Origin of the sequence: Aliiroseovarius crassostreae (assembly GCF_001307765.1) — a bacterium.
GTDB classification, from domain to species: Bacteria; Pseudomonadota; Alphaproteobacteria; order Rhodobacterales; family Rhodobacteraceae; genus Aliiroseovarius; species Aliiroseovarius crassostreae.
In genome coordinates this window covers 686,948-709,046 of the sequence record NZ_LKBA01000004.1, presented here as the reverse complement: position 1 = coordinate 709,046, position 22,099 = coordinate 686,948, and the positions used below count along the sequence as shown (strand labels likewise).

Sequence of the window (22,099 nt, the reverse complement as noted above, 5' to 3'; positions counted from 1 at the left end):
ACTCCAACGTCCCCTTCTTCTTGGTTCAAATACTCCGGGGTGAGCGAGCTTGTCTCGCGAGGGGCAGCGCCCCTTATCACCCAATCTCACCCTGTCTCACGCAAACCGGCGAAAGGGCATGGTGATCACGCCCAGAACAAGCGACAGGATCAGCCAGCCGCCGACAAAGCCGATCCCGGCGCTGATCAGCCCATCGGCGGTGACGGGCACGGCGGGGCGAAACTCGTCCCATGTATCCTGCACCAGGTCCGTATCCCGGAAATGCCAGAGCTTGGTCAGACGCATCAGCGGCTCGGTTTGTTTCAGCGATGAGTAGGCGGCATCAAGCCGGTCGAACCGCGCGAGGTTTCCGGCCATCTGGTCACGCAGGTCGTTTTGGAACTCTGAACCGCTCATCTTTGCGAGGGCCTCTTCGCGCGTATACCCTGCGGCCTCGGCGGTGAAGTCAAACCCTTTGGCAATCACCATCAATTCGGTGCGCGCACCGGAGAGGCGCTGCAGGTATTGCTGTGAAAATTCAGGGAATTGCGAAAGACCCACTGCCCCGGCCAGCCCGCCTGCCATGGTGATTACTCGGATCATGTCTTTGCCCTTTTCGGCTTATCTGCGCGTATGGCAAGCATGCCGGGACAGGTAGAGTTGGGTCAAGGGGACGCAGGGCATTCCTTTCCCCCACGCTTATGTCCGCGCATCAAAAAAGGGGGCGCGCGGCCCCCTTTTCCAGATCAGTTTCAGCTTTTTTACAGCCCGCGCACGTGATGCGGTTCATAGATTTCGATGATCTTGGCCACGGCCGCTTCGGGCGACATCTCTTCGCTTTCCCCGGTGCGGCGGCTGGTCACTTCGACCACACCGTTTTTCAGGCCGCGCGGGCCCACGGTGATGCGCCAGGGCAGGCCGATCAGGTCCATGGTGGCGAACTTGCCGCCCGCGCGTTCCTTGCGGTCATCATAGAGCGGTTCCAGCCCGGCTTTGGTGAGTTCTTTGTAAAGCGCGTTACAGGCGGCGTCGGCTTCGTCGTCGCCCTGTTTCAGGTTCACGATCCCCACATGGAACGGCGTCACCCCTTCGGGCCAGATAATGCCCTTGTCATCATGCGAGGCTTCGATGATCGCCCCCAGCAGGCGCGACACGCCGATGCCGTGTGACCCCATATGGACCGGTACATGATTTTGGTCTTTGTCGACCACGGTGGCGCCCATGGCTTCGGAATATTTGGTACCGAAATAGAAGATCTGGCCCACTTCGATCCCGCGCGCCACGCGGCGGCGTTCTTCGGGGATCTGGTTGAAGATCGCCTCGTCATGGGTCTCGTCGGTGCGGGCGTATTTCGAGGTGAACTCCTCCATCACACCCTGACACTGTGCCACGTCATCATAGTCGATCTCGCGGTCGCCAAAGGTCATGTCGGTCACGGCGCTGTCATAGAACACTTCCGACTCGCCGGTTTCGGCCAGCACGAGGAATTCATGCGTGTCGTCACCACCAATCGGACCACTATCCGCGCGCATCGGGATCGCCTGCAGCCCCATACGCTCATAGGTGCGCAGGTAGCTGACAAGGTGGCGGTTATAGGCGTGCAGCGCGTCTTCCTTGGTCAGGTCGAAATTGTAGCCGTCTTTCATGTAGAATTCACGGCCGCGCATCACACCGAAACGCGGGCGGATTTCGTCGCGGAATTTCCACTGGATCTGGTAGAGCGTGAGCGGCAGGTCTTTGTAGCTGTTCACATGGGCGCGGAACACATCGGTGATGACCTCTTCATTGGTCGGACCATAGAGCATGTCACGGCCATGGCGGTCCTCGATGCGCAGCATTTCTTCGCCGTAATCATCATAGCGCCCGCTTTCGCGCCACAGGTCCGCCGGTTGGATCGTGGCCATCTGCATCGGCACGTGACCGGCGCGGATCTGTTCCTCATGCACGATGTTTTCGATCTTGCGCAGCACTTTGAAGCCAAGCGGCAGCCAGGTATAGATCCCGGCAGCCTGCTGTTTGATCATGCCAGCGCGCAGCATGTAGCGATGCGAGACGATCTGGGCCTCGGCGGGGGTTTCCTTCAGGACCGGCAGGAAATAGCGGGAAAGACGCATGTTGTCCTCATAAATTCCATGTTTGCAAGCGGTCTACGCGATCAGGCAGGCAAGAGCAATGGGCAGGGCGAGCATGGCGGCACCCCGCTCTGTTTCACCGCAAGATATGCCATTTGCGACCGGCCTTGTGTCGCCACCATGTTTGCGCAACCATCGCGCTGTGCCAAGGTGCCACCACCTGTTTCGGAGCCCCCATGACCCAGACCATCCTTGAACCCGCCCGCGAAATCCCGGTGATCCATCAGACCGATGTGCTTGTGGTCGGCTCTGGCCCCGGCGGGTTGGCCGCCGCATTGGCGGCAGCCCGCGCCGGTGTCGAGGTCACGTTGCTGGATCGGTTCGGCTGTTTCGGTGGCAATATCACCACGGTGGGCGTCGAAGGCTTTGCCTGGTATCGCCATGAGAAAACCGTTGAGGCCGGCGGTATAGGCTGGGAATTCGAAGAGCGCGCCAAAGCGATGGGGGCAGCCGTGCCGGAGAGCCAGTCCCTGTCCTATGAGCTGGACAGCGAAGGGTTCAAACTGGTTGCGGATCGTCTGGTTGAAGAGGCCGGCATCCACCCGATGCTGCATCGCCAATTCGTCGCCCCCCTGCGCAAGGGCAATCACATCACCGGCGTCATTGTCGAAAGCAAGGCGGGGCGCGAGGCCATTCTGGCCAAACGGGTGATCGACGCCACGGGGGATGCGGACATTGCCCATATGATGGGTGCCCCCACAGTGAAAACTCCGGTCGAGGAGATGCAGGCGGCCTCGGTCATGTTCCATATCGCGGGTGTCGACAAAAAGAAATTCATGGAGGGCGTGAAGGCCGATCCACAGACCTATGCGGATTGGTCCACCGGTGAATGGGAGGTGGAGACCTCCGGCAAAGAGGACGAGATGTTCTCACCTTTTCTGGCCAAGCCCTTTGCCCAGGCCATCCGCGAGGGACATATGCCCGCGCATCTCAACACTATCGGCGGCACCTGGGGCGCGGTGCATGACAGTGGCGAGATGACCTATATGAACCTTGTGCATCTGGCGGGGATTGACGGCACGGACCCGGACAGCATGACCCGAGGCGAGATCGAGGGGCGCAAGCAGGCGATGACCGCCATTGATGCGCTGCGCCGCTACACACCTGGCTGCGCGCAGGCGCGGCTTAGAAATTTCGGCATGACCATCGGCATTCGTGACACGCGCAAGATCGACGCGGCCTATAACCTTACCGAACAGGATATGCGCCATCAGGGACGGTTTGAGGATACAATCGGGATCTACCCCGAGTTTATTGACGGCTACGGCATCCTGATCCTGCCCACCACCGGGCGCTACATGCAGGTGCCTTACCGCGCGATGTTACCGAAAGGGGTGGAGGGATTGCTGGTCACGGGACGTGCCATCGGCGGGGATAAGGTGGCCCATGCCGGCACGCGCAACATGGCCTGCTGTGCGGTTGCGGGCCAGGGCGCGGGCGTGGCTGCGGCACTGTCGATCAAGTCGGGGGTCTCACTTGATGCGGTGGACATCCGGGCGGTTCAGTATGAGCTGAAACGACAGGGTGTTCGGATTGACTGAGGGGGGGGCGAAACGGGCTGGGAAGACACACCTGATCTAATCTGTCCCGACTGATCTGTCCCGACCTGCCCCGAAACATCCACAATTCCGGGTTTTCATCCTGCGACAACAGAAGAAAGCTTTCCGGGTTTTATCTGTCTTTCAAATAGCGGACCCCGGTCAGATTGATCCAGAAACGCCGATCTTCACTTCGTTTTTGGTGGCAAGAGAGGTGCCCTGCCCCTCTTGATATTTCACACCAACCCCCACCTCTCCCGAGGTGGTAATTCCCGATTTTTTGGGTTCATATTGATGCCCGTCGCACCCTGCCAGAAGGGTTGCAACCGCCCCAATCGCCATAAGAAATCGCATTGCTGTTTGCCTTTTCAACAGTTTGACCACAGTCTGACCCAGGCATCGGGAAAGGAAAAGCGGTTTTCCACAGCCGCAGGATCAGTCAGCACAATTCTGCCCGCCCGACCCAAAAGGCCCCGCGCCCGGACGTTCACCCGCCCCCTTGAAAAACCACTGTGGTTGGGCGACATAGGGACAGATTTCAAAAGGACATCTCATGCCCCTTCCAGTTGAGACCCAAGCCAAATACTGGACCGCGGCCATGCTCATTCTGGCACTGGCGCTGTGGTATCTTGGCAATGTGATTCTGCCCTTCGTTCTGGGCGGCGCAATTGCCTATTTCCTTGATCCGGTGGCGGACCGGCTGGAGGCGATGGGGCTGTCACGGGTGCTGTCAACGGTCCTGATCTCGTTGTTTGCAATGCTGATTTTTGTGATTGCAATTCTTCTGGTGGTGCCGACGCTGGTCAATCAGGCCCTTGCCCTGGTCGACGCGGCCCCCAAGCTGCTCAGCCAGCTTCATGCCTTCATCAGCACCAAATTCCCCTCATTCCTTGAAGAAACCGGCACGTTGCGCCAGTCGCTCGACAGCATTGGGCAGGCCATTCAGTCGCGCGGCGGCGAGTTGGTCGGCAGGCTGGTCTCATCAGCGATGAGCGTGCTCAACATCGTGATCCTTCTGGTGATCACCCCGGTTGTCGCCTTTTACCTGCTGCTGGACTGGGATCACATGGTGGCAAAGGTGGATGCGCTTTTGCCTTTGGATCACGCCCCGACAATCCGCACAATTGCCCGCGATATCGACAAGGTTCTGGCCAGCTTCATCCGCGGGCAGGGCTCTGTCTGTCTGGTGATGGGGAGCTATTACGCGGTGGGGCTGATGCTGGTGGGGCTGCAATTCGGCCTTGTGGTCGGGTTCATTGCCGGGCTGATCACCTTTATCCCCTATGTCGGTGCGCTGGTGGGCGGCGCCCTTGCGATCGGCCTGGCGCTGTTTCAGTTCTGGGGCGAATGGTGGAGCCTGGGCGGCGTGGCCGCAATTTTCTTTGCCGGACAGTTCCTTGAGGGCAACATCATCACCCCGAAACTCGTCGGCAATTCCGTGGGTCTGCACCCGGTCTGGCTGATGCTGGCTCTGTCTGTCTTTGGCTCGCTGTTTGGGTTTGTCGGGATGCTGGTGGCCGTGCCGGTGGCCGCCGCCATCGGCGTGATCGCCCGTTTCGTGATCGGGCAATACAAGGTCGGGCGCCTTTATCAGGGCGTGGCCGGTCGACAGAGCACCGTGGCCGAAGAAGAGGCAAAGGACCTTTGATGCAGGACCAACTTGCCTTTGACCTGCCCGTGACCCCGGCGCGGGGGGTGGATGATTTTCTGGTCACGCCGTCCAATCAGGCGGCGATGGCGATTGTGAACGGCTGGGCGCTCTGGCCCAATCAGAAACTGGTTCTGGCAGGCGCAGGCGGCACGGGGAAAACCCATCTGGCCCATGTCTGGGCGGATCAGTCCGGGGCGGAGATCATTCACGCCGACCGCCTGGACACAACCGTGATCGAGGCGCTTGCGGGTGGATCGGTGGTGGTTGAGGATGTGGACCGGATCGCCGGGGACCGCGCGTCTGAGACCGCGCTGTTTCACCTGCACAATCTGGTTCTGGCCGAAGGTGGCTGGCTGATGCTGACCGCCGAAGATGCGCCCTCGCGCTGGGGGCTGCGCCTCCCCGACCTGCGATCACGCATGGAAGGCACCACGCTGGCCCGGTTGGAGCCCCCCGATGACATGCTTTTATCTGCGGTTCTGGTCAAACTGTTCCATGACCGCCAGATCAGTGTAAATGCCAATCTGGTCGACTATCTTGTTCCCCGGATGGAGCGGTCTTTGGCGGCGGCGGGGCATCTGGTGCAGGCTCTGGATCAGGTTGCCCTGTCCGAACAGCGCCCGATCACCCGCGCGCTGGCCCAGCGGGTGTTGGGCATTGCGGCCAGTGGCGACTTTGGTGGCGATTTCGGTGGCGATTAACGCCTTTCCAGTAATTTCCGTGATCCAACGATACCTGGCGAGCTTCAGGGGCTTTGCCCCTCGCGAGGCAAGCTCGCTCACCCCAGGATATTTACGACAAGAAAAAGCGGCAGGCATGTGGGGCCGGCTTGCTGGACAAGCCACGCAGGCAGGCGTAACGTCACATCGCCGTTACAAAACACCGCGATAGAGCTGTCATGACCAAAGCCGAGACCCCCAACACGCCGCTTTCCGACTTTCTGCACGCCCCGTTCCCGGAGGCGGCAGAATTACCCCCCGAGGAGACGGCGGGACCAAAGCGGTTTTTCAACCGTGAACTGAGCTGGCTTGGCTTCAACTGGCGGGTTCTGGAAGAAGCGGAAAATCCGCGCGTCCCGCTGTTGGAACGGCTGCGGTTTCTGTCGATCTCGGCCACCAATCTTGACGAGTTTTACACCGTGCGTGTGGCCGGGCTGCGGGAGTTGGTGCGCGAAGACGTGACCACCCCCGCAGCAGACGGTTTGCTGCCCGCCGAACAGCTGGCACTGATCAATCAGGACGCCCGCGCCCTGATGGCGCGCCAGCAATCCACCTATGACACGCTGACCCGGCAGATGCGCGATCAGGGCATCATTATCGAGAAGCGCGCCGACCTTACCCCGGAGGACAAGGCCCATCTGGATCAGGTTTTTCTGAGCCAGGTTTTCCCGGTTCTCTCACCATTGGCCATTGACCCGGCGCACCCCTTCCCGTTCATCCCCAACACTGGCTTTGCGCTGGCGCTGCAGCTTGAGCGCAGCAAGGACCGGCAGAAACTCAAGGCGCTGCTTCCGATCCCGCAACAGATCAACCGTTTTGTCCGCCTGCCCGCAGCTGACGGGCAATGCCGGTTTCTGCCGCTGGAAGACCTGCTGCTTGAACATCTGTCGAGCCTGTTCCCCGGCTATGTCGAGAAGGGCAACTGCGCCTTCCGCATTCTGCGTGACAGTGATCTGGAGGTCGAAGACGAGGCTGAAGATCTGGTGCGGGAATTCGAAACCGCGCTTAAGCGGCGCAAACGCGGCGAAGTGGTGCGGATGAAAATCACCAAGGGCGCCCCGGAAGATCTGATGCAGATGATCAAACGCGAATTGCGCGTCTCCGGGGACGAGATCGTGGAGGTGGACGGGATGATCGGCATGGCCGATCTGGGCGAGTTGGTGCTGAAAGACCGCCATGACCTTCTGTGGCCCAGTTTCAGTCCTCGTGTGCCGGAACGCGTTCAAGACCACGAAGGGGACATGTTTGCCGCAATCCGCCAGAAGGATATGTTGCTGCACCACCCGTATGAAACTTTTGACATGGTGGTGCGGTTTCTGCACCAGGCGGCGCGCGACCCGAATGTGGTGGCGATCAAACAGACGCTGTATCGCACGTCCCATGACAGTCCGATCGTGAAAGCCCTGTGCGAAGCGGCGGAGGACGGGAAATCCGTGACCGCTCTGGTGGAACTCAAGGCCCGCTTTGACGAAGCTGCAAATATCCGTCAATCACGTCGTCTGGAGCGCGCCGGGGCCCATGTGACCTATGGGTTCATCAACTACAAAACGCACGCCAAAATCTCGACCGTGGTGCGGCGCGAAGGGGATGAGCTGGTGACCTATACCCATTACGGCACCGGCAATTACCACCCGATTACCGCCCGCATTTATACCGACCTCAGCTTCTTTACCTGCGACGCGGCGCTGGGACGTGATGCAACCAAGATCTTCAACTATCTCTCGGGCTATGCCGAACCCCAGGGCCTTGAAAACCTGGCCATTTCACCGCTCAACCAGAAAACCACGCTGATTGCGCTTATTCGGCGCGAAGCAGAGCTAGCCAAAGACGGCAAACCGGCCGAAATCTGGGCCAAGATGAACTCTCTGGTCGACCCCGACGTGATCGACGCGCTTTACGAGGCATCCCAGGCGGGGGTAAAAATCAGTCTGGTGGTGCGGGGCATCTGTGGGCTCAGACCCGGTATCTTGGGCCTGTCCGAAAACATCCGGGTCAAATCCATCGTCGGGCGCTTTCTGGAACATTCCCGCATCGTCTGCTTTGGCAATGGGCACGGGCTGCCATCGAAAAAAGCGCGCGTTTACATCTCGTCCGCCGACTGGATGGGACGCAACCTGAACCGGCGGGTGGAAACCCTGGTCGAGGTCAAAAACGCGACGGTGAAGGCACAGATCGTCAGCCAGATCATGGCCGCAAACTTGGCGGATGTGGCGCAAAGCTGGGTGATGGGGCCAGATGGCAGCTTTGCCCGCACCGACCTGTCCGCGCTGGATCACCCGTTCAACTGCCACCGGTTCTTCATGGAAAACCCCTCTCTCTCAGGACGCGGATCCGCCGGGGCATCAGATGTGCCGAAACTGGCCCACAGCCCCGAAGAACCTGCGGATCTGGATTGACCCGGGGCTGCTGAAACGGGCATAGTCGGCAAGGAAACAGGAAGACGGGCAGGGATTTCCAACATGAATACAACAGCTTCCACCGACGAGTGGGGCCCGTTTGGTCGCCCGATCTTTGAAGACCCCTCCGCCCGTGCCTTGTCGCGCGTAGGGGTGGTTGATGTGGGGTCCAACTCGGTCCGCATGGTGGTTTTTGACGGTGCGGCCCGTTCGCCCGCCTATTTCTTCAACGAAAAAATCCTCTGCGGCCTCGGCTCCGGGCTTACCCAGACCGGGCGCCTGAACCCCGAGGGGCGGGCACGGGCGCTGGCCGCAATCAAACGGTTTCAGCTTCTGGCCAAGGGCATGCACCTGCCCCCGCTGACCGCGGTGGCCACCGCCGCAGTGCGTGAGGCCACGGACGGGCCGGAATTCCGCGACGAGGTCCTGCGTGAAACCGGGCTCAAACTCTACGTGATCGACGGCGAAGAAGAGGCCCGGCTGTCTGCGCAGGGCGTTTTGCTTGGCTGGCCTGAAGCCAAGGGGCTGATGTGCGACATTGGCGGCAGTTCGCTGGAGCTGGCCAGGATCAATGGTGGTCATGTTGGCAAACGCATCACCTCTCCTCTCGGACCACTGAAACTGGCCGACACCCCAGGCGGAAAGAAAGGGCTGAAGGCTGAGATCGCCCGGGTGGTGGATGAGCTGGCCGCCGAGATGGGCACAGATCACAAACGCCTGTTTCTCGTGGGGGGAAGCTGGCGCGCCATTGCGCGGCTTGACATGGAGCGCCGCAACTACCCTTTGACGGTTTTGCACGAATACCGCATGCCGCAGAAATCACTGCAAAAAACCCTGAGCTGGATTGAGAAGGTGGATTTGGACGAGATCCGGCAACGCACCTCCACCTCAGCCACCCGTATGGCACTGGTTCCCATCGCAGCCCTTGTGCTGAAACGCTTGATCCATGTGTTTCGCCCCAAGGAAATCGCCGTCAGCTCCTACGGGATCCGCGAAGGGATGCTTTATGAACAGATGCCAAAGCCCATTCGCAAACGTGACCCCCTGATCGAGGCCTGCCGCTTTGCCGAACAAAAGGACGCGCGCGTTCCTGGCTTTGGCAAAGCCCTCTATGACTTTCTCACCCCACTTTACAAATCCGCACGTGCGGACCAGAAACGGGTGATCAAGGCCGCCTGCCTGCTGCATGATGTAAGCTGGCGCGCCCATCCCGACTATCGCCACGAAGTCTGTTTCGACAACGCCACCCGCGCCAATCTTGGGGGGCTCACCCATGAAGAACGGGTGTTTCTCGGCCTGTCCCTGCTGCACCGCTATAAAAACAGCCGTCAGGGATCGCGCTTTGAAAACCTGTTTGAAATTCTCGGCGAAAAGGACCTGGTCCGGGCCGAGGTTCTGGGCAAGGCCATGCGCTTTGGCGCCATGTTCGCGGTGGATGGGCCACAGGACAAGGCAGAGCTGAAATGGTATCCCAAGAAACGCGAGTTGCATTTGCACCTGGCCGCAGAAGCCCGTGATCTTTTCGGCGAGGTTGCCGAGAGCCGGTTTGACGCGCTCTGTGTGGCCCTTGACGCCACCTCAAACGTCAAAACTCTGCGCTGAACCTTCACTTTTTCTTGCTGAAAATACCTCGGGGTGAGGCCGCCAGGCCGAGGGGCAGCGCCCCTCCCCCCGCTCTTGCCCCTGTCTTTACCCCTCTCCTCCTGCGCTTCTTGCTTGACAGTGGCCCCGTCCTGCGTCACCCATTCCCCAGATGGTTCCCGGATCTTTCGACCAGAAAGCCCCGGGTGAAAAGGGAATGTGGTGCGGTCGGATATCGGCCAATTCCACAACTGCCCCCGCAACTGTAAGCGGCGAGCTGTTTTGAAAAACCACTGGGCGCCCCCGGGAAGGATCAGAACCGCAACGACCCGCAAGTCAGGAGACCTGCCATCTGATGAAACTCAACCCGGGCGGGGTGCCCCGGCAGGAGGATCGCAGGCGGCCAGAATGCCCCCTCTTCCCCCCGCCCCATCCCGCATCTTACGCGCGGAGGGCGTCATGTACCGGACACAGATGCAGACGGTGGGACAGACCACAACAACCACACCGACCCGGACGGGGCAGCAGCTTGTTCTCTGCACCCCCTGCCCCCATACCGGCCAGATCTGCACCGCAGGTCATGCCATGATGGTCCAGCTTCAACAGGCCATCACCGCCGCACGCGACAGTATCGAGGACGGGTTTGAAATCTCGGGCCATGCTGAAATGGGGGGCTGTGGCCGAACCTGCCTCGTGGCCTATCATGCCACCCGCAGCGAAACACATGTTTTCGGGGATGTGGAAGAAGGCGAGGACATCTCTGCCCTGCTCGAATACGCGCGCAACAATCACGAGGCATTGAACCGCGGCACAACACCGCTTTCCCCCAGCGGGCTGAAGCGCACCCCTGGTTGCGTCATGGCCATGCGCCGGGGGGCGGCCCTGTCCTGAGGCCCTACAGATCCGTTCCCCCGTCCGGCGCCGCAGCTTCGGGCGGGACAGGCGGCTGTGGCGATTTACGCCGCAAGATAATGTCACCATTGGGAAGCACTTCCGGCGGGTGATAGGCAGACAGATCCCCCATTTCCGCCATCAGATCTTGCCAGCCTTTCTGCAATTGCCTGGCCCAGTTTTCGGCCATGCCCTCAGCCAGCCCGTCACGCATCGGGGACATTTCCTGCGCCAGCCCGTCCAGCAACATCTGCAAGCCACGCGACATCATTTCCGCGCCGTCTTCCAGCTTGGGATCCCCCTCGGGGGACGACGGAGGAGACGGCTGGGGGGATTGGGCTTGGCCCGTTTCAGCCACCCCCGGGGAGGAGAAGGCAACAAGCCCTGCCAGCAATGTGGGTTTCAGGATCTGTTTCATAGGGAAAATATGGGGTGCAGATATCAGCATTTCCAGTGCGCAAACCTCAAAGATCAATATCCAGCGTGACCGGAAAGTGATCCGAGGCGGTCAACAGCGCCTCGCGCAGGGCCTCAGCCCGATAGCAGAGCGGGTCGTCAAACGGGTGCCAGATACGCCAGACCGTGTCAAACCCGCGCAGGTCCTCGGAAATCATGATATAGTCGAGTAGCGCCTGCAAATATCGCTTCTGGCTCGCAATATAAAACCGGGCAGAGCTGATGCGGGCCGCCGAAGGGCGCGCCAAAAAGCGCGCGGCATGTGGGTCATACAGACAGGGGCCTTCGCCCTCGCCCATTACAATTTCCACCCCTGACCGGCCAAACAGCTTTTCATATTCATCAAGCCCCGGACCATCGTTGAAATCCCCCAGCACAATCACCTGTTCCCCCGCTTCAAGAAGCTGGTCCACCCGTTGCCGGATCCAGATACATTGCGCCATCTGCTTGCGGCGGTTTTCAATGCTGATACGGATCGCCTCTTCCGCATTGCGGGCGCCATGCGGGGCTTTCGACTTCACATGCACCCCGATCAGACGCAGTTTCTGCCCGTTTTTCCGCAGCGTCAGCGCCACCTCCAGCGGGGGTTTGGAAAACACCACCGGATCGGGATTGGCATCCACATCCAGATCCAGATGGAAGGCACCGTCAAAGCGCGGCGCATACTGGCCCTGTGCCGCCCCCCAAGGATCATGTTTTGCCTCAAACTGGTCCGGGTCATATAAAAGCGCGATTTCCTGCTGGGTGTCATTTGCAAACCCGATCAGGGCCTTACGTGCCCGCAGGCCAAAAATCCGCGCGAAACTTTCCAGAGCTTTCACGGTCGAACGGCGGCGATTTTCATCCGGGGCTTCGACCACCATGATCAGGTCGGCCTCAAGCAATTTGAACACCACCCCGGCCGCTTTGAGCTGCGCCCGCCGTGTCACGCCCCTCCGGGTGGCCAGTTCCGCATCCGCAATCGGGCGCCCCGTATCATCAAACAGCGTGTTGAACCATTCGACATTATAGGTGGCGATACGCATGGGTCAGTGGCTCCCCTGACGTGCATTGATCTCTTCCCAGGCGCGGTTCACTGCAATCAGCCGCTTTTCCGCCAGCTTGATCGCCTCTTCCGGCACCCCCCGCGCCACCATCACATCGGGATGGCTGTCGCGCACGGCCTGGCGCCAGACCTTGCGAATTTCACGGATCGGCATGTCCTTGGGCACCCCCAGCACCTGATAGGGGCTTTCCTCAGTGTCCGGCACGAAACGCGCCCGCAACGCAAAGAACTTCTCTTCGGGGATACCAAAAATGCGCGCCACATGAAGCAGGAATTCATTTTCGTTGGGGTGGTATTCCCCATCTGCCAGCGCAATGAAAAACAACCCTTCCATGAGGTCGAAAAGCGCCGGGTCGGCTGGTCCGAACATATCGGCAATCCGCTGGGCATAGAGGTCAAACCCGGCCACATCGGTGCGCGCGAGGTTGAACACCCTGGCTGCCTGCTTTTCCTCTCCGCGCGGGATGGTAAACACTTCTCGAAAGGCGGACACCTCGTCTCGCGTCACCAACCCATCCGCCTTGGCCATCTTGGCCCCCAGCGCAATCACCGCGATGGCAAACCCGGCTGACCGTTCAGGCGGCGTGCGCAAATGGGCAAACACGTCAGACAGGCTTTCGCCCTTGGCCAGCGCGGACAGCGCATCAGATATGCGGGACCAGATCGACATGGCACCTTCCTACACGCTCCTGTCCGCAATAACGAGCAGAAAACCCGGCCACATCATGATGTAAATCATGAGGACCGGCTTCTGTGCTTTTCTTCAAGCAATCAGACTGTCCGGACCTTGAACCCCGGCGGTTTGATCTTATCTGAAAGTGAATGTGACAAAAACGATCAGGGATACAATGCTCACCCGCTTTCTTGACAAATTCTTCCGCCATGATGCCGCTGGTGGCATCCTTCTGATGCTGTCGGCAGTTGCCGCGCTGATCGCAGCGAACTCACCCGCGGCAGACGCTTTTGCCAGTATATTCGACGCGAAGTTTTCTGTTTTGCTCAACGGGGAGGGCCTGTCGAAACCGCTTCTTCTGTGGGTCAATGACGGGTTGATGGCCATCTTTTTCTTCCTGATCGGGTTGGAACTGAAGCGGGAGATCCTGGAAGGGAAGCTGAAAAACCCGCGCGACGTGGTGCTTCCGGGCATGGCGGCGCTGGGGGGGATGCTGGTGCCTGCGGTGATTTATGCTGCCATCAACTGGTCCAATCCCGCCACGCTGGGCGGCTGGGCCATTCCCGCGGCCACGGATATTGCCTTTGCGCTTGGGGTTCTGGCGCTGCTCGGCAAGCGCGCACCGGCGGCGCTCAAGGTATTTCTGCTGACCCTGGCCATTCTGGACGACCTTGGTGCGATCATTGTGATTGCGCTGTTTTACACGGCTGAACTCAAGGCCTCTTACCTGATTTACGCCCTTGTGCCGCTGGTTCTGATGGGGTGGCTGAACATGAAGCGCGTGCACCGGGTTGCGCCCATTCTGATGCTGGGGGTTGTGTTGTGGGTGCTGGTGCTGAAATCCGGGGTGCATGCAACACTGGCAGGTGTGGCCACGGCGTTTTTCATCCCGTTGACGGATAAATGGGGCAAATCCCCCCTGCACGCCTTGGAACATGCGCTGACGCCTTACGTGTTTTTCCTGATCGTGCCGATTTTTGCCTTTGCCAATGCCGGGGTGAGTTTTGAGGGGATGTCGCTTGCGGCCCTGCTCGCCCCCGTGCCTTTAGGTATTGCGGCCGGGCTGGTTCTGGGCAAGCAGGTGGGTGTCTTTGGCCTGACCTGGCTGACGGTCAAGACCGGTCGTGCCGCGCTGCCCCATGGGGTGGGCTGGCAGCATGTCTATGGCATCTCGGCACTGGCTGGCATCGGCTTTACCATGTCGCTCTTTATTGGCGGGCTGAGCTTTTCGGACCCCGCTTTGATGAATGACGTGCGGCTTGGGGTTCTGCTGGCCTCTGCCCTATCTGCGGTGATCGGATTTTCTGTGCTTTATGCCGCGGGAAACCCGGCAGATGAGCGTGGTCGCAAGCCTCTGCGCTCAGAGAAGGCCCAGAGTTAAAGCGTTTCGAAAGAGCTCCGGCTGGGCGCAGCTCTGTGCCCGGACCTCCCTCAAAGCACCACAGCCCGGGGGCTACGGCCGGGGAGATCCCGGCGGTTAGAGTTGCACCATGCCCCCCGGGGTGTCGATCCACGCAGACAGTCCGGGCGCGCCGGGATGCAGCGTGATCCGCTGGTCGATCACCAACGGGGCCAGCGCCACCGAAAGCGCTTCAGCCTCGGGATGGGTGATCTCCAGCGCGGCCAGACGCAATCCGTGATCAGGCAAGGCGGCGGCGGGGCCTGCGGTCTGCCAGCTCAGCAAGCCGGGGGCACAGCCCGCAAAGGGCAGACGCCCATCTTCGGGCACGGCCATCTGCCAGCGATAGGGGCCACGCTCCAGTTCCAACACATCCCCGATGCCCTCAGGCGCCCGGTGCAGCGCCTCTTCAATCTCAGGCACCCGCACCACCCAATTGGTCAGCCGGGCATCGCCGGTAAAATAATCAAGGTCAAACCAGCGGGCGTGGCTTGGCCGCGCGGCGTCCGGGTCAATGGCGATCACTTCAAGATAGATATCAGGACCAAGCGACAACAGCCGGTTATGCGTGCCCATCAACGGGTGCTGCCCGCCGCCTGCCATTGGCACCCCAAGTGTTGCCTGAATAAATTCCACCCCTTCAGCCAGGGTGGCAGAGGCAATGACAAGGTGGTCGATCGTGCCCAGCGCCATGGAATAGTCTCCGATTGGTTCCGGGATGAGGCTGGCGGGAAATGCCGCCAGCTTCAAGGATTTTGTGCCTCTCCGACGTGACAATGACGGGGGCGTTGCAAAGGAAGCGGGAGGACACCCGCCCCTCACCGCGCAGATTAGCTGCGAACCTCGCGCACGATTTGCAGCACTTTTTCAGCAGCTTGCGGGATGTTGGTGCCCGGGCCGAAGATGGCTTTCACACCACTTTCATAAAGGAAATCATAATCTTGCTGCGGAATAACCCCGCCGCAGATCACGATGATATCCTCGGCGCCCTGCTCTTTCAAAGCCTGCACCAACTGCGGCGCCAGCGTCTTGTGACCAGCGGCCTGCGACGAAATACCGACGATATGCACGTCGTTATCAATGGCGTCCTGAGCCGCCTCGTCCGGGGTCTGGAACAGCGGGCCTACGTCGACGTCAAAGCCGATATCGGCAAAGGCGGTGGCGATCACCTTGGCGCCACGGTCATGCCCGTCCTGCCCCATTTTCACGACGAGCATACGCGGGCGGCGGCCTTCGGCCTCAGCGAAGCCTTCGACCGATTTCTGGATCTGGGCAAAGCCTTCATCGCCCTCATATGCGGCGCCATAGACACCGGCGAGGGTTTTCACTTCGGCGCGGTGGCGGCCAAATTCTTTTTCCATTGCCATGCTGATCTCTCCGACTGAGGCGCGGGCGCGGGCCGCTTCAACGGCGGCCTCGAGCAGATTGCCACCTTCTTTCGAACGGCGGGTCAGCTCATCAAGGGCAGCCTGACAGGCGGCCTCATCACGGGTTGCGCGGATGTTTTCAAGGCGGGCAATCTGGCTGTCACGCACGGCCATATTGTCCACGTCGAGGATTTCGATCTCGTCTTCCTGGGCAAGCTTATACTTGTTCACGCCAACGATGACTTCGTCACCCTTGTCGATCATGGCCTGACGCTTGGCGGCCGATTCCTCGATCCGCAGTTTCGGCATCCCCGAGGCCACGGCCTTGGTCATGCCGCCCATTTCCTCGACCTCTTCCATCAGGGCCCAGGCCTTGTTGATCAGCTCATCCGTCAGGCTTTCCACATAGTAGGAGCCCGCCAGCGGGTCGACCACATTGGTGATGCCGGTCTCTTCCTGCAAGATGATCTGGGTGTTGCGGGCAATGCGCGCCGAGAAATCGGTGGGCAGTGCAATCGCTTCGTCCAGCGCGTTGGTGTGCAGCGACTGGGTGCCACCCAGGGCTGCGGACATCGCCTCATACGCGGTGCGGATCACGTTGTTATAGGGGTCTTGTTCCTGCAGGCTGACGCCTGAGGTCTGGCAGTGGGTGCGCAGCATCTTGGAACGCTCCGACTTCGCGCCGAACTCGGTCATTACACGGTGCCACAGGGTGCGCGCGGCACGCAGCTTGGCGGCTTCCATAAAGAAGTTCATGCCGATCGCGAAGAAGAAGCTCAGACGTCCTGCGAATTTATCCACGTCCATGCCGGCCTCGATGGCGGCACGCACATATTCACGACCATCCGCCAGCGTGTAGGCCAGTTCCTGCACCAGGTTCGCACCGGCCTCTTGCATGTGATAGCCGGAAATCGAGATCGAGTTAAACTTCGGCATCTCGTTCGAAGTGTATTCGATGATGTCCGAGATGATCCGCATCGACGGTTCAGGCGGATAGATATAGGTATTGCGCACCATGAATTCTTTCAGAATGTCGTTCTGAATGGTGCCCGCCAGCAGCGATTTGTCATGGCCCTGCTCTTCACCAGCAACGATGAAACTCGCAAGGATCGGGATAACGGCCCCGTTCATGGTCATTGAAACGGAGACTTTGTCGAGCGGGATACCGTCAAACAGGATCTTCATGTCCTCAACCGAGTCAATCGCAACGCCGGCCTTGCCCACGTCACCAACCACGCGCGGGTGGTCACTGTCATAACCCCGGTGGGTGGCCAGGTCGAAGGCCACGGACACGCCCTGCTGACCGGCGGCCAGGTTGCGGCGATAGAAGGCGTTACTTTCTTCGGCGGTCGAGAACCCGGCATATTGACGGATGGTCCAGGGGCGGCCTGCATACATGGTCGCCTTCACGCCACGGGTAAAGGGCCCCACGCCGGGAATGCCGCCCATATGATCGAGGTCCTTGGTGTCGTCCGCCGTATAAAGCGGTTTGACTTCAATACCTTCTAGGGTTTCCCAGTTCAGGTCCTCAACCGCGCGACCGCGCAGTTCCTTTTCGGCCAGCTCTTTCCACTTCGCTGTATCGCTCATGGCGTTATCCTTTCATATGCCCGCATCCCCGGGCGACATCATGTTCTGTGCGGACAAACGCTGCCCGCGGGGCCGGAGGGGTCAATAGGTGTCCCCGGCGGCGAAAAACAATTTGCGTTCAACCGGGTCGAGCACCATGACCCCGTCCAGTTCAGCCGAATAGGCCAGAACCGCGCCGGGCCGCGTCATCGCCGCGTAAAACCCCGGTTCGATCTGATCGTTCAGGCAGGGGCCAACCTGGGCAGCGGCCCCCAGCGCGTGTTTGCCAAACCAACCATCATTGGCGAGCAGCATGGTATCGGTGAGCTGATGCGGGCTGACGCCCTCCATCTGGATCGCCGCGCGGCCCACCAGCCCGTAAATGCCCTGCGCGTCAGACGGGCTTTCGCCCATCGGCAGGTCGGGCCCGACCTCATTCGTGCGCACCCGAAAGACGGCGGCGGTACAACGGGGGCCACTTTCAAACCCCAGCGTATCGCCAAGCTGGAACCACGCTGACAGCGTGGCGCGCAGATTGCTCTCGCGATGCAGGTCGCACCCCCCAAGAGCCAGCAACATGCCCGCCATCACGGTTGCCCTGAACGGGGTGAGGGTCGCGCGCGAGAGATTCATCACAGACCCTCCGCGAATTCAAAATGCGCCCCACTGGGAAGGGTCGGCACAAACGCCTTAAGCTTGGCGTTCAGCGTGGCAACCCGCCCCGGAGAGGTGGCGTAAAACGCCACACGCGGCTGGGCAATGACGCCGGTTGGCACATCCAGCACCAGGTCTCCCAGTTTCACCCAATCCGAGCCGACGGCATCGGGCAGCCAGTTGTCATAAATCATCGCCAACTCAACCCCGGTCCGTTCCGCAAGCGGCCCGGCCCAATGCGGGGCGGGGTCGGATTTACGAGCCATCAGGGCTTCTTTCGATGCAAGCCCCCACAGATCAAGCACATAGTTGGGGTTTCGCCAGACCACATATCCCAGGTCATTCACAGCAACCGGCGCCTGCACATACTCTTTGGCAAAGCGCGCCATCTGTGCCTGTTGCAAGGACAGGGCACGCGGCGAATGCACAGCGCGCTGCATCGTGTCCGTCCAATATCTCTGCCCCAGGAAGAGCAATACCAGAAGCAGCGAGGCTCGCAGCCGCACTGACGCCCCCAGATAACCGATCCCCACCACGCCCATGGCAAGTAGGAAAAACAGCGCATAAATCTCATACCGGTTCATCCAGCCGAACTGCCCCAGCAGGTAATGGCCGGAAAAAGCAAAAAGGGCTGGTGCCAAAACCGCGTAGGTCCCCCACTCCTTCGACCCGCGCTTTTTGCGGATCAATGCGACAAGCGACCAAGCAAGGCCGATCAGACCGGGAATTGCCCAAATCCGATAGAAGCGCAACCAAGGTTGATCACCCAGCTTAGCCAGCACCGAATTGGGCAGAGCCGACAGGCCGAGCGATGTCAGAAACATCCCATAGAGGATCAGGGGAACCGACGTCGCCAGTCCGAGCACTAGTACCAGACGCATCCGCCCCTGAAACATCAGAAACATCATCGCGGCCGCGGACACAGCCAGACCTTCAAACCGCAAGATCGGGCCGAGGATGACAGCGGGCGCAAGCAACCAAAGCCCGGCATCGCCCCGCGCCTCAAGCTGAATGCCGCGCACAACCGCCATGGTCGCCCAGACATGCAGCGTGTGCTCCATCCCAGTAAAGGCCAGCCCGGACAGGTTCAGCGCCACGGGACCAACAAGGGCAATGGTCCAGCCAAGCCAGTCACGCCCAAGCGCATCACCCACCACGCGGCCCCACAGCCATGCGGCACCAATCAATCCCAGAAGGTTCCAAAATACTGGCAGGAATATCTGTTCAGGCTGCCCCGCAAAGGGCAGCAGCAACAGGGAAAACAACGGGGACGACGAGGCCGAAGCAAACTCGCCCGCATTTACGCCATACCCACCGGCCATGATCTGTTCCGCCATGGCCATGTGGATATAGACATCATCAAGAGGAAATTCGAATTTCCCCGTCAGGCGCCAGGACAGGCCCACCAGAAGCAGGTAGCCAGCCAGCGCAGCAAACGTGCTTGCACCGGCCAAGCCCTGCCCCGTGGCTGCCACAGGATGAACCTGCGGCCGATCCTGAAACGCCAGCCTGGTCATGGATTATTCGAACTCCATGATCACTTCGTCGACCGCCAGGCTGTCGCCGGGGCCCGCGTTGATCTTCGACACCACACCGGTTTTCTCGGCGCGCAGGATGTTTTCCATCTTCATCGCCTCGATGGTGCAGAGCGCCTGACCTTCCTGAACTTCCTGCCCCACTTCCACGTCGAGCTTCACGATCAGACCCGGCATCGGGCAGAGCAGCATCTTCGAGGTGTCGGGAGCGACCTTTTCAGGCATCAGCTTGGCAAGTTCGGCCTGACGCGGGGTGCGCACGCGCACATCCAGATCGGCGCCACGGCTCCGCATCCGGAAGCCCGAGGTGATTTTATTCACCTTCAGAACCAGATTGTCGCCGTTCACATCAAGCGTTGCAAGGCTGTCGCCCGGGGTCCAGTCACTTTCAACACGCAGCTTGGTGCCATCTTCGAACTTGACGGTGGAACCTTTCTTGTCGGCCTTGATTTTCACTGCAAACTCATGATCTTGCAGCGTCACAACCCAATGTTTGCCGACTTTGCGTTCGTGGTTGTCCATCCGGCCCGAGATACGGGTGCGGCGGATTTCCGTCACGCGATACATGGCCGCGGCAGAGGCCGCGATCCGCTTCAGCGCCTCTTCGCCAAGGGTCACGCCCTCAAACCCGTCCGGGTACTGCTCTTCGATAAAGGCAGTGGTCATGTCGCCGGACATGAAGATCGGGTGATCCATCACGGCCGAGAGGAACGGCAGGTTGTGACCGATGCCTTCCACCTCGAAGCTGTCGAGCGCCACGCGCATCGCCTCAATCGCCTCGTCACGGGTCGGCGCCCAGGTGCAGAGCTTGGCAATCATCGGGTCGTAATACATCGAGATCTCGCCGCCTTCATAGACGCCGGTATCATTGCGCACCGCGTGTTTGCCTTTCTTGGCGTCGCCCTGCCATTTGTCGTTTTCCAGAAGCGGGCCAGCGGCACGTTCGACCGGCGGACGATAGGCGGTCAGGCGACCGATCGAAGGCAGGAAGTTGCGATAGGGATCTTCTGCGTAAAGACGGTTTTCAATCGCCCAGCCGTTCAGCTTCACATCATCCTGGGTGATGGTGAGTTTTTCACCAGCAGCCACGCGGATCATCTGTTCGACAAGGTCCACACCCGTGATCAGTTCGGTCACCGGGTGTTCCACCTGCAGGCGGGTGTTCATTTCGAGGAAGTAGAAGTTCTTGTCGCCATCGACGATGAATTCCACGGTGCCCGCCGAGGAATAGCCCACGGCCTTGGCCAGAGCCACGGCCTGCTCACCCATTGCGCGGCGGGTTTCTTCATCAAGGAAGGGCGACGGGGCCTCTTCGACAACTTTCTGGTTGCGGCGCTGGATCGAACATTCGCGTTCACCCAGATAGATGCCATTGCCATGGCTGTCGCACAGAACCTGGATTTCGATGTGGCGCGGCTGGGTCACGAATTTCTCGATGAAGATCCGGTCATCTCCGAAGCTGTTCGCAGCTTCGTTTTTCGAGGACTGGAACCCTTCGCGGGCTTCCTCATCATTCCATGCAATCCGCATGCCCTTACCGCCGCCACCGGCGGAGGCCTTGATCATCACCGGGTAACCGATCTCGTTCGAGATCTTCACGGCCTCATCAGCGTCCTCGATCAACCCCATGTAACCGGGCACGGTGGAAACGTCGGCCTCCTGGGCAATCTTTTTTGAGGTGATCTTGTCCCCCATGCTTTCAATTGCGCCCACCGGGGGGCCGACAAAAGCCACGCCAGCGGCGTCCAGAGCCTCGGCAAAGCGGGAGTTTTCCGACAGGAACCCATAGCCCGGATGCACCGCTTCGGCGCCGGTTTCCTTGATCGCCTTCATCACATTGTCGATGACGATATAGGATTGGTTGGCAGGCGGCGGGCCGATGTGAACGGCCTCATCGGCCATTTTCACATGAAGGGCGTTCCGATCAGCGTCGGAATAAATTGCCACGGTCTGAATGCCCATCTTGCGGGCGGTCTTGATCACACGGCAGGCGATTTCGCCCCGGTTTGCAATCAGGATCTTATTGAACATATCCTGTCCCTTCTTCATGTGTATGCGGAGCGCATCCCCGCGGATTGGCAACAAAAAACCCACCGGTGGATGATCCACCAGCGGGCATGTCCTGCAGGGGGGCAGACAGCTGCACCCCCTCAATTTCGATATCAACGCCTACATGGGTCTGCTGAGCGGCCTTGGCCTCAGCACGCGCCCACATCATCGCAAAGGGCACCGGCACCGGCCCCGATGGCCGCACCGGCAAGCACATTGCCATTGGCAACACCGGCAATGACAGCGCCGGTGGCTGCGCCTGCGCCTGCGCGCTCGAGGTCGTTCCATTGGCAGCCAGCAAGCACGGCGGCGATTGCAAGCCCTGCAAAGAGTTTCTTGAGTTGCATGTTCCATCACCCAGATCAGTTGTATTTACACGCAATTCTGCGCGCGAAACCTGTGAGGATGCAAGTCGAAATGAAGAAAAAGCGCGGCGAATTGCGCATGCCGAGTTTGCTGCGGCCA

At 60.1% G+C, this 22,099-nt stretch carries 19 protein-coding genes and 1 riboswitch; of the genes, 7 read left to right on the top strand and 12 right to left on the bottom strand.

Translation table 11 applies throughout. The features are described from left to right. Positions 1-96: 96 nt before the first annotated feature. Together AKJ29_RS05680 and proS are read right to left on the bottom strand one after the other, a co-directional pair. Positions 97-582 (bottom strand): DUF2937 family protein, encoded by a 486-nt coding sequence (locus AKJ29_RS05680; protein WP_055188722.1) that lies wholly within the window; start codon positions 580-582, stop codon positions 97-99. A 158-nt stretch (positions 583-740) separates the two neighbouring features. Continuing rightward, positions 741-2,093: a proline--tRNA ligase gene (gene proS, locus AKJ29_RS05675; protein WP_055188719.1), complete on the bottom strand. Its 1,353-nt coding sequence runs from the start codon at positions 2,091-2,093 to the stop codon at positions 741-743. A gap of 194 nt (positions 2,094-2,287) precedes the next feature. Between proS and AKJ29_RS05665 the strand changes: the two genes are divergently transcribed. After that, entirely contained in the window at positions 2,288-3,652 is a 1,365-nt protein-coding gene (locus tag AKJ29_RS05665) for an FAD-dependent oxidoreductase (RefSeq protein ID WP_055188715.1), read from the top strand. A gap of 159 nt (positions 3,653-3,811) precedes the next feature. On the opposite strand, the gene AKJ29_RS05660 is transcribed toward AKJ29_RS05665, so the two are convergent. Continuing rightward, the gene (locus AKJ29_RS05660) at positions 3,812-4,003 is read right to left on the bottom strand and encodes a hypothetical protein (protein ID WP_055188713.1); all 192 of its coding nucleotides are present in this window, start codon (positions 4,001-4,003) and stop codon (positions 3,812-3,814) included. A gap of 199 nt (positions 4,004-4,202) precedes the next feature. On the opposite strand from AKJ29_RS05660, the gene AKJ29_RS05655 reads away from it, so the two are divergent. The 5 genes from AKJ29_RS05655 (at position 4,203) to AKJ29_RS05635 (ending at position 10,887) form a co-directional block, all read left to right on the top strand. Further along, positions 4,203-5,297, top strand: coding sequence for an AI-2E family transporter (locus AKJ29_RS05655; protein ID WP_055188711.1), 1,095 nt, complete (start codon positions 4,203-4,205; stop codon positions 5,295-5,297). Beyond that, positions 5,297-6,001, top strand: coding sequence for an HdaA/DnaA family protein (locus AKJ29_RS05650; RefSeq protein WP_055188709.1), 705 nt, complete (start codon positions 5,297-5,299; stop codon positions 5,999-6,001). The genes AKJ29_RS05655 and AKJ29_RS05650 overlap by 1 nt, the downstream gene beginning before the upstream one ends. 197 nt (positions 6,002-6,198) lie before the next feature. Continuing rightward, positions 6,199-8,415 (top strand): RNA degradosome polyphosphate kinase, encoded by a 2,217-nt coding sequence (locus tag AKJ29_RS05645; protein WP_055188707.1) that lies wholly within the window; start codon positions 6,199-6,201, stop codon positions 8,413-8,415. Between the two features lie 63 nt (positions 8,416-8,478). Further along, complete coding sequence (locus tag AKJ29_RS05640) at positions 8,479-10,017, top strand: Ppx/GppA family phosphatase (protein WP_055188705.1); 1,539 nt, start codon at positions 8,479-8,481, stop codon at positions 10,015-10,017. Between the two features lie 135 nt (positions 10,018-10,152). Next, positions 10,153-10,363: riboswitch (cobalamin riboswitch) on the top strand. Between the two features lie 92 nt (positions 10,364-10,455). Further along, entirely contained in the window at positions 10,456-10,887 is a 432-nt protein-coding gene (locus AKJ29_RS05635) for a DUF1636 family protein (RefSeq protein ID WP_055188703.1), read from the top strand. A 4-nt stretch (positions 10,888-10,891) separates the two neighbouring features. Here AKJ29_RS05635 and AKJ29_RS05630 read toward each other — a convergent pair whose 3' ends face one another. The 3 genes from AKJ29_RS05630 to AKJ29_RS05620 are packed head-to-tail and all read right to left on the bottom strand — an operon-like array spanning position 10,892 to position 13,058. Continuing rightward, positions 10,892-11,305, bottom strand: coding sequence for a hypothetical protein (locus tag AKJ29_RS05630; RefSeq protein ID WP_055188701.1), 414 nt, complete (start codon positions 11,303-11,305; stop codon positions 10,892-10,894). Positions 11,306-11,351: 46 nt separating this feature from the next. After that, complete coding sequence (locus AKJ29_RS05625; RefSeq protein WP_055188699.1) at positions 11,352-12,368, bottom strand: endonuclease/exonuclease/phosphatase family protein; 1,017 nt, start codon at positions 12,366-12,368, stop codon at positions 11,352-11,354. A gap of 3 nt (positions 12,369-12,371) precedes the next feature. Continuing rightward, positions 12,372-13,058: a molecular chaperone DjiA gene (locus tag AKJ29_RS05620; protein WP_055188697.1), complete on the bottom strand. Its 687-nt coding sequence runs from the start codon at positions 13,056-13,058 to the stop codon at positions 12,372-12,374. Positions 13,059-13,236: 178 nt separating this feature from the next. On the opposite strand from AKJ29_RS05620, the gene nhaA reads away from it, so the two are divergent. Beyond that, entirely contained in the window at positions 13,237-14,442 is a 1,206-nt protein-coding gene (gene nhaA, locus AKJ29_RS05615) for a Na+/H+ antiporter NhaA (RefSeq protein ID WP_055188696.1), read from the top strand. Positions 14,443-14,538: 96 nt separating this feature from the next. Here nhaA and AKJ29_RS05610 read toward each other — a convergent pair whose 3' ends face one another. From AKJ29_RS05610 to AKJ29_RS19620, 6 genes are all read right to left on the bottom strand, one after another. Beyond that, positions 14,539-15,237 carry a VOC family protein gene (locus AKJ29_RS05610; RefSeq protein WP_235477287.1) on the bottom strand — a complete coding sequence of 233 codons (699 nt, stop codon included), beginning with the start codon at positions 15,235-15,237 and terminating at the stop codon, positions 14,539-14,541. 53 nt (positions 15,238-15,290) lie between these two features. Beyond that, a complete protein-coding gene (scpA, locus tag AKJ29_RS05605; RefSeq protein ID WP_055188694.1) occupies positions 15,291-17,417 on the bottom strand; it encodes a methylmalonyl-CoA mutase in 2,127 nt (708 codons plus the stop codon). An 81-nt stretch (positions 17,418-17,498) separates the two neighbouring features. Next, positions 17,499-18,029, bottom strand: a complete 531-nt coding sequence (locus AKJ29_RS05600) for a hypothetical protein (RefSeq protein ID WP_055188692.1) — start codon at positions 18,027-18,029, stop codon at positions 17,499-17,501. Beyond that, a complete protein-coding gene (locus AKJ29_RS05595) occupies positions 18,029-19,567 on the bottom strand; it encodes a hypothetical protein (RefSeq protein WP_055188690.1) in 1,539 nt (512 codons plus the stop codon). The genes AKJ29_RS05600 and AKJ29_RS05595 overlap by 1 nt, the downstream gene beginning before the upstream one ends. 3 nt (positions 19,568-19,570) lie before the next feature. Next, positions 19,571-21,616 (bottom strand): acetyl-CoA carboxylase biotin carboxylase subunit, encoded by a 2,046-nt coding sequence (locus tag AKJ29_RS05590; RefSeq protein WP_055188688.1) that lies wholly within the window; start codon positions 21,614-21,616, stop codon positions 19,571-19,573. Positions 21,617-21,783: 167 nt separating this feature from the next. Further along, the gene (locus tag AKJ29_RS19620) at positions 21,784-21,981 is read right to left on the bottom strand and encodes a hypothetical protein (RefSeq protein WP_055188684.1); all 198 of its coding nucleotides are present in this window, start codon (positions 21,979-21,981) and stop codon (positions 21,784-21,786) included. Between the last annotated feature and the right edge of the window lie 118 nt (positions 21,982-22,099).

Bases quoted from the DNA above. Each gene is read 5' to 3' on its own strand.
- AKJ29_RS05680 (WP_055188722.1), bottom strand. From the start codon at position 582: ATGATCCGAGTAATCACCATGGCAGGCGGGCTGGCCGGGGCAGTGGGT.
- proS (WP_055188719.1), bottom strand. From the start codon at position 2,093: ATGCGTCTTTCCCGCTATTTCCTGCCGGTCCTGAAGGAAACCCCCGCC.
- AKJ29_RS05665 (WP_055188715.1), top strand. From the start codon at position 2,288: ATGACCCAGACCATCCTTGAACCCGCCCGCGAAATCCCGGTGATCCAT.
- AKJ29_RS05660 (WP_055188713.1), bottom strand. From the start codon at position 4,003: ATGCGATTTCTTATGGCGATTGGGGCGGTTGCAACCCTTCTGGCAGGG.
- AKJ29_RS05655 (WP_055188711.1), top strand. From the start codon at position 4,203: ATGCCCCTTCCAGTTGAGACCCAAGCCAAATACTGGACCGCGGCCATG.
- AKJ29_RS05650 (WP_055188709.1), top strand. From the start codon at position 5,297: ATGCAGGACCAACTTGCCTTTGACCTGCCCGTGACCCCGGCGCGGGGG.
- AKJ29_RS05645 (WP_055188707.1), top strand. From the start codon at position 6,199: ATGACCAAAGCCGAGACCCCCAACACGCCGCTTTCCGACTTTCTGCAC.
- AKJ29_RS05640 (WP_055188705.1), top strand. From the start codon at position 8,479: ATGAATACAACAGCTTCCACCGACGAGTGGGGCCCGTTTGGTCGCCCG.
- AKJ29_RS05635 (WP_055188703.1), top strand. From the start codon at position 10,456: ATGTACCGGACACAGATGCAGACGGTGGGACAGACCACAACAACCACA.
- AKJ29_RS05630 (WP_055188701.1), bottom strand. From the start codon at position 11,305: ATGAAACAGATCCTGAAACCCACATTGCTGGCAGGGCTTGTTGCCTTC.
- AKJ29_RS05625 (WP_055188699.1), bottom strand. From the start codon at position 12,368: ATGCGTATCGCCACCTATAATGTCGAATGGTTCAACACGCTGTTTGAT.
- AKJ29_RS05620 (WP_055188697.1), bottom strand. From the start codon at position 13,058: ATGTCGATCTGGTCCCGCATATCTGATGCGCTGTCCGCGCTGGCCAAG.
- nhaA (WP_055188696.1), top strand. From the start codon at position 13,237: ATGCTCACCCGCTTTCTTGACAAATTCTTCCGCCATGATGCCGCTGGT.
- scpA (WP_055188694.1), bottom strand. From the start codon at position 17,417: ATGAGCGATACAGCGAAGTGGAAAGAGCTGGCCGAAAAGGAACTGCGC.
- AKJ29_RS05600 (WP_055188692.1), bottom strand. From the start codon at position 18,029: ATGAATCTCTCGCGCGCGACCCTCACCCCGTTCAGGGCAACCGTGATG.
- AKJ29_RS05595 (WP_055188690.1), bottom strand. From the start codon at position 19,567: ATGACCAGGCTGGCGTTTCAGGATCGGCCGCAGGTTCATCCTGTGGCA.
- AKJ29_RS05590 (WP_055188688.1), bottom strand. From the start codon at position 21,616: ATGTTCAATAAGATCCTGATTGCAAACCGGGGCGAAATCGCCTGCCGT.
- AKJ29_RS19620 (WP_055188684.1), bottom strand. From the start codon at position 21,981: ATGCAACTCAAGAAACTCTTTGCAGGGCTTGCAATCGCCGCCGTGCTT.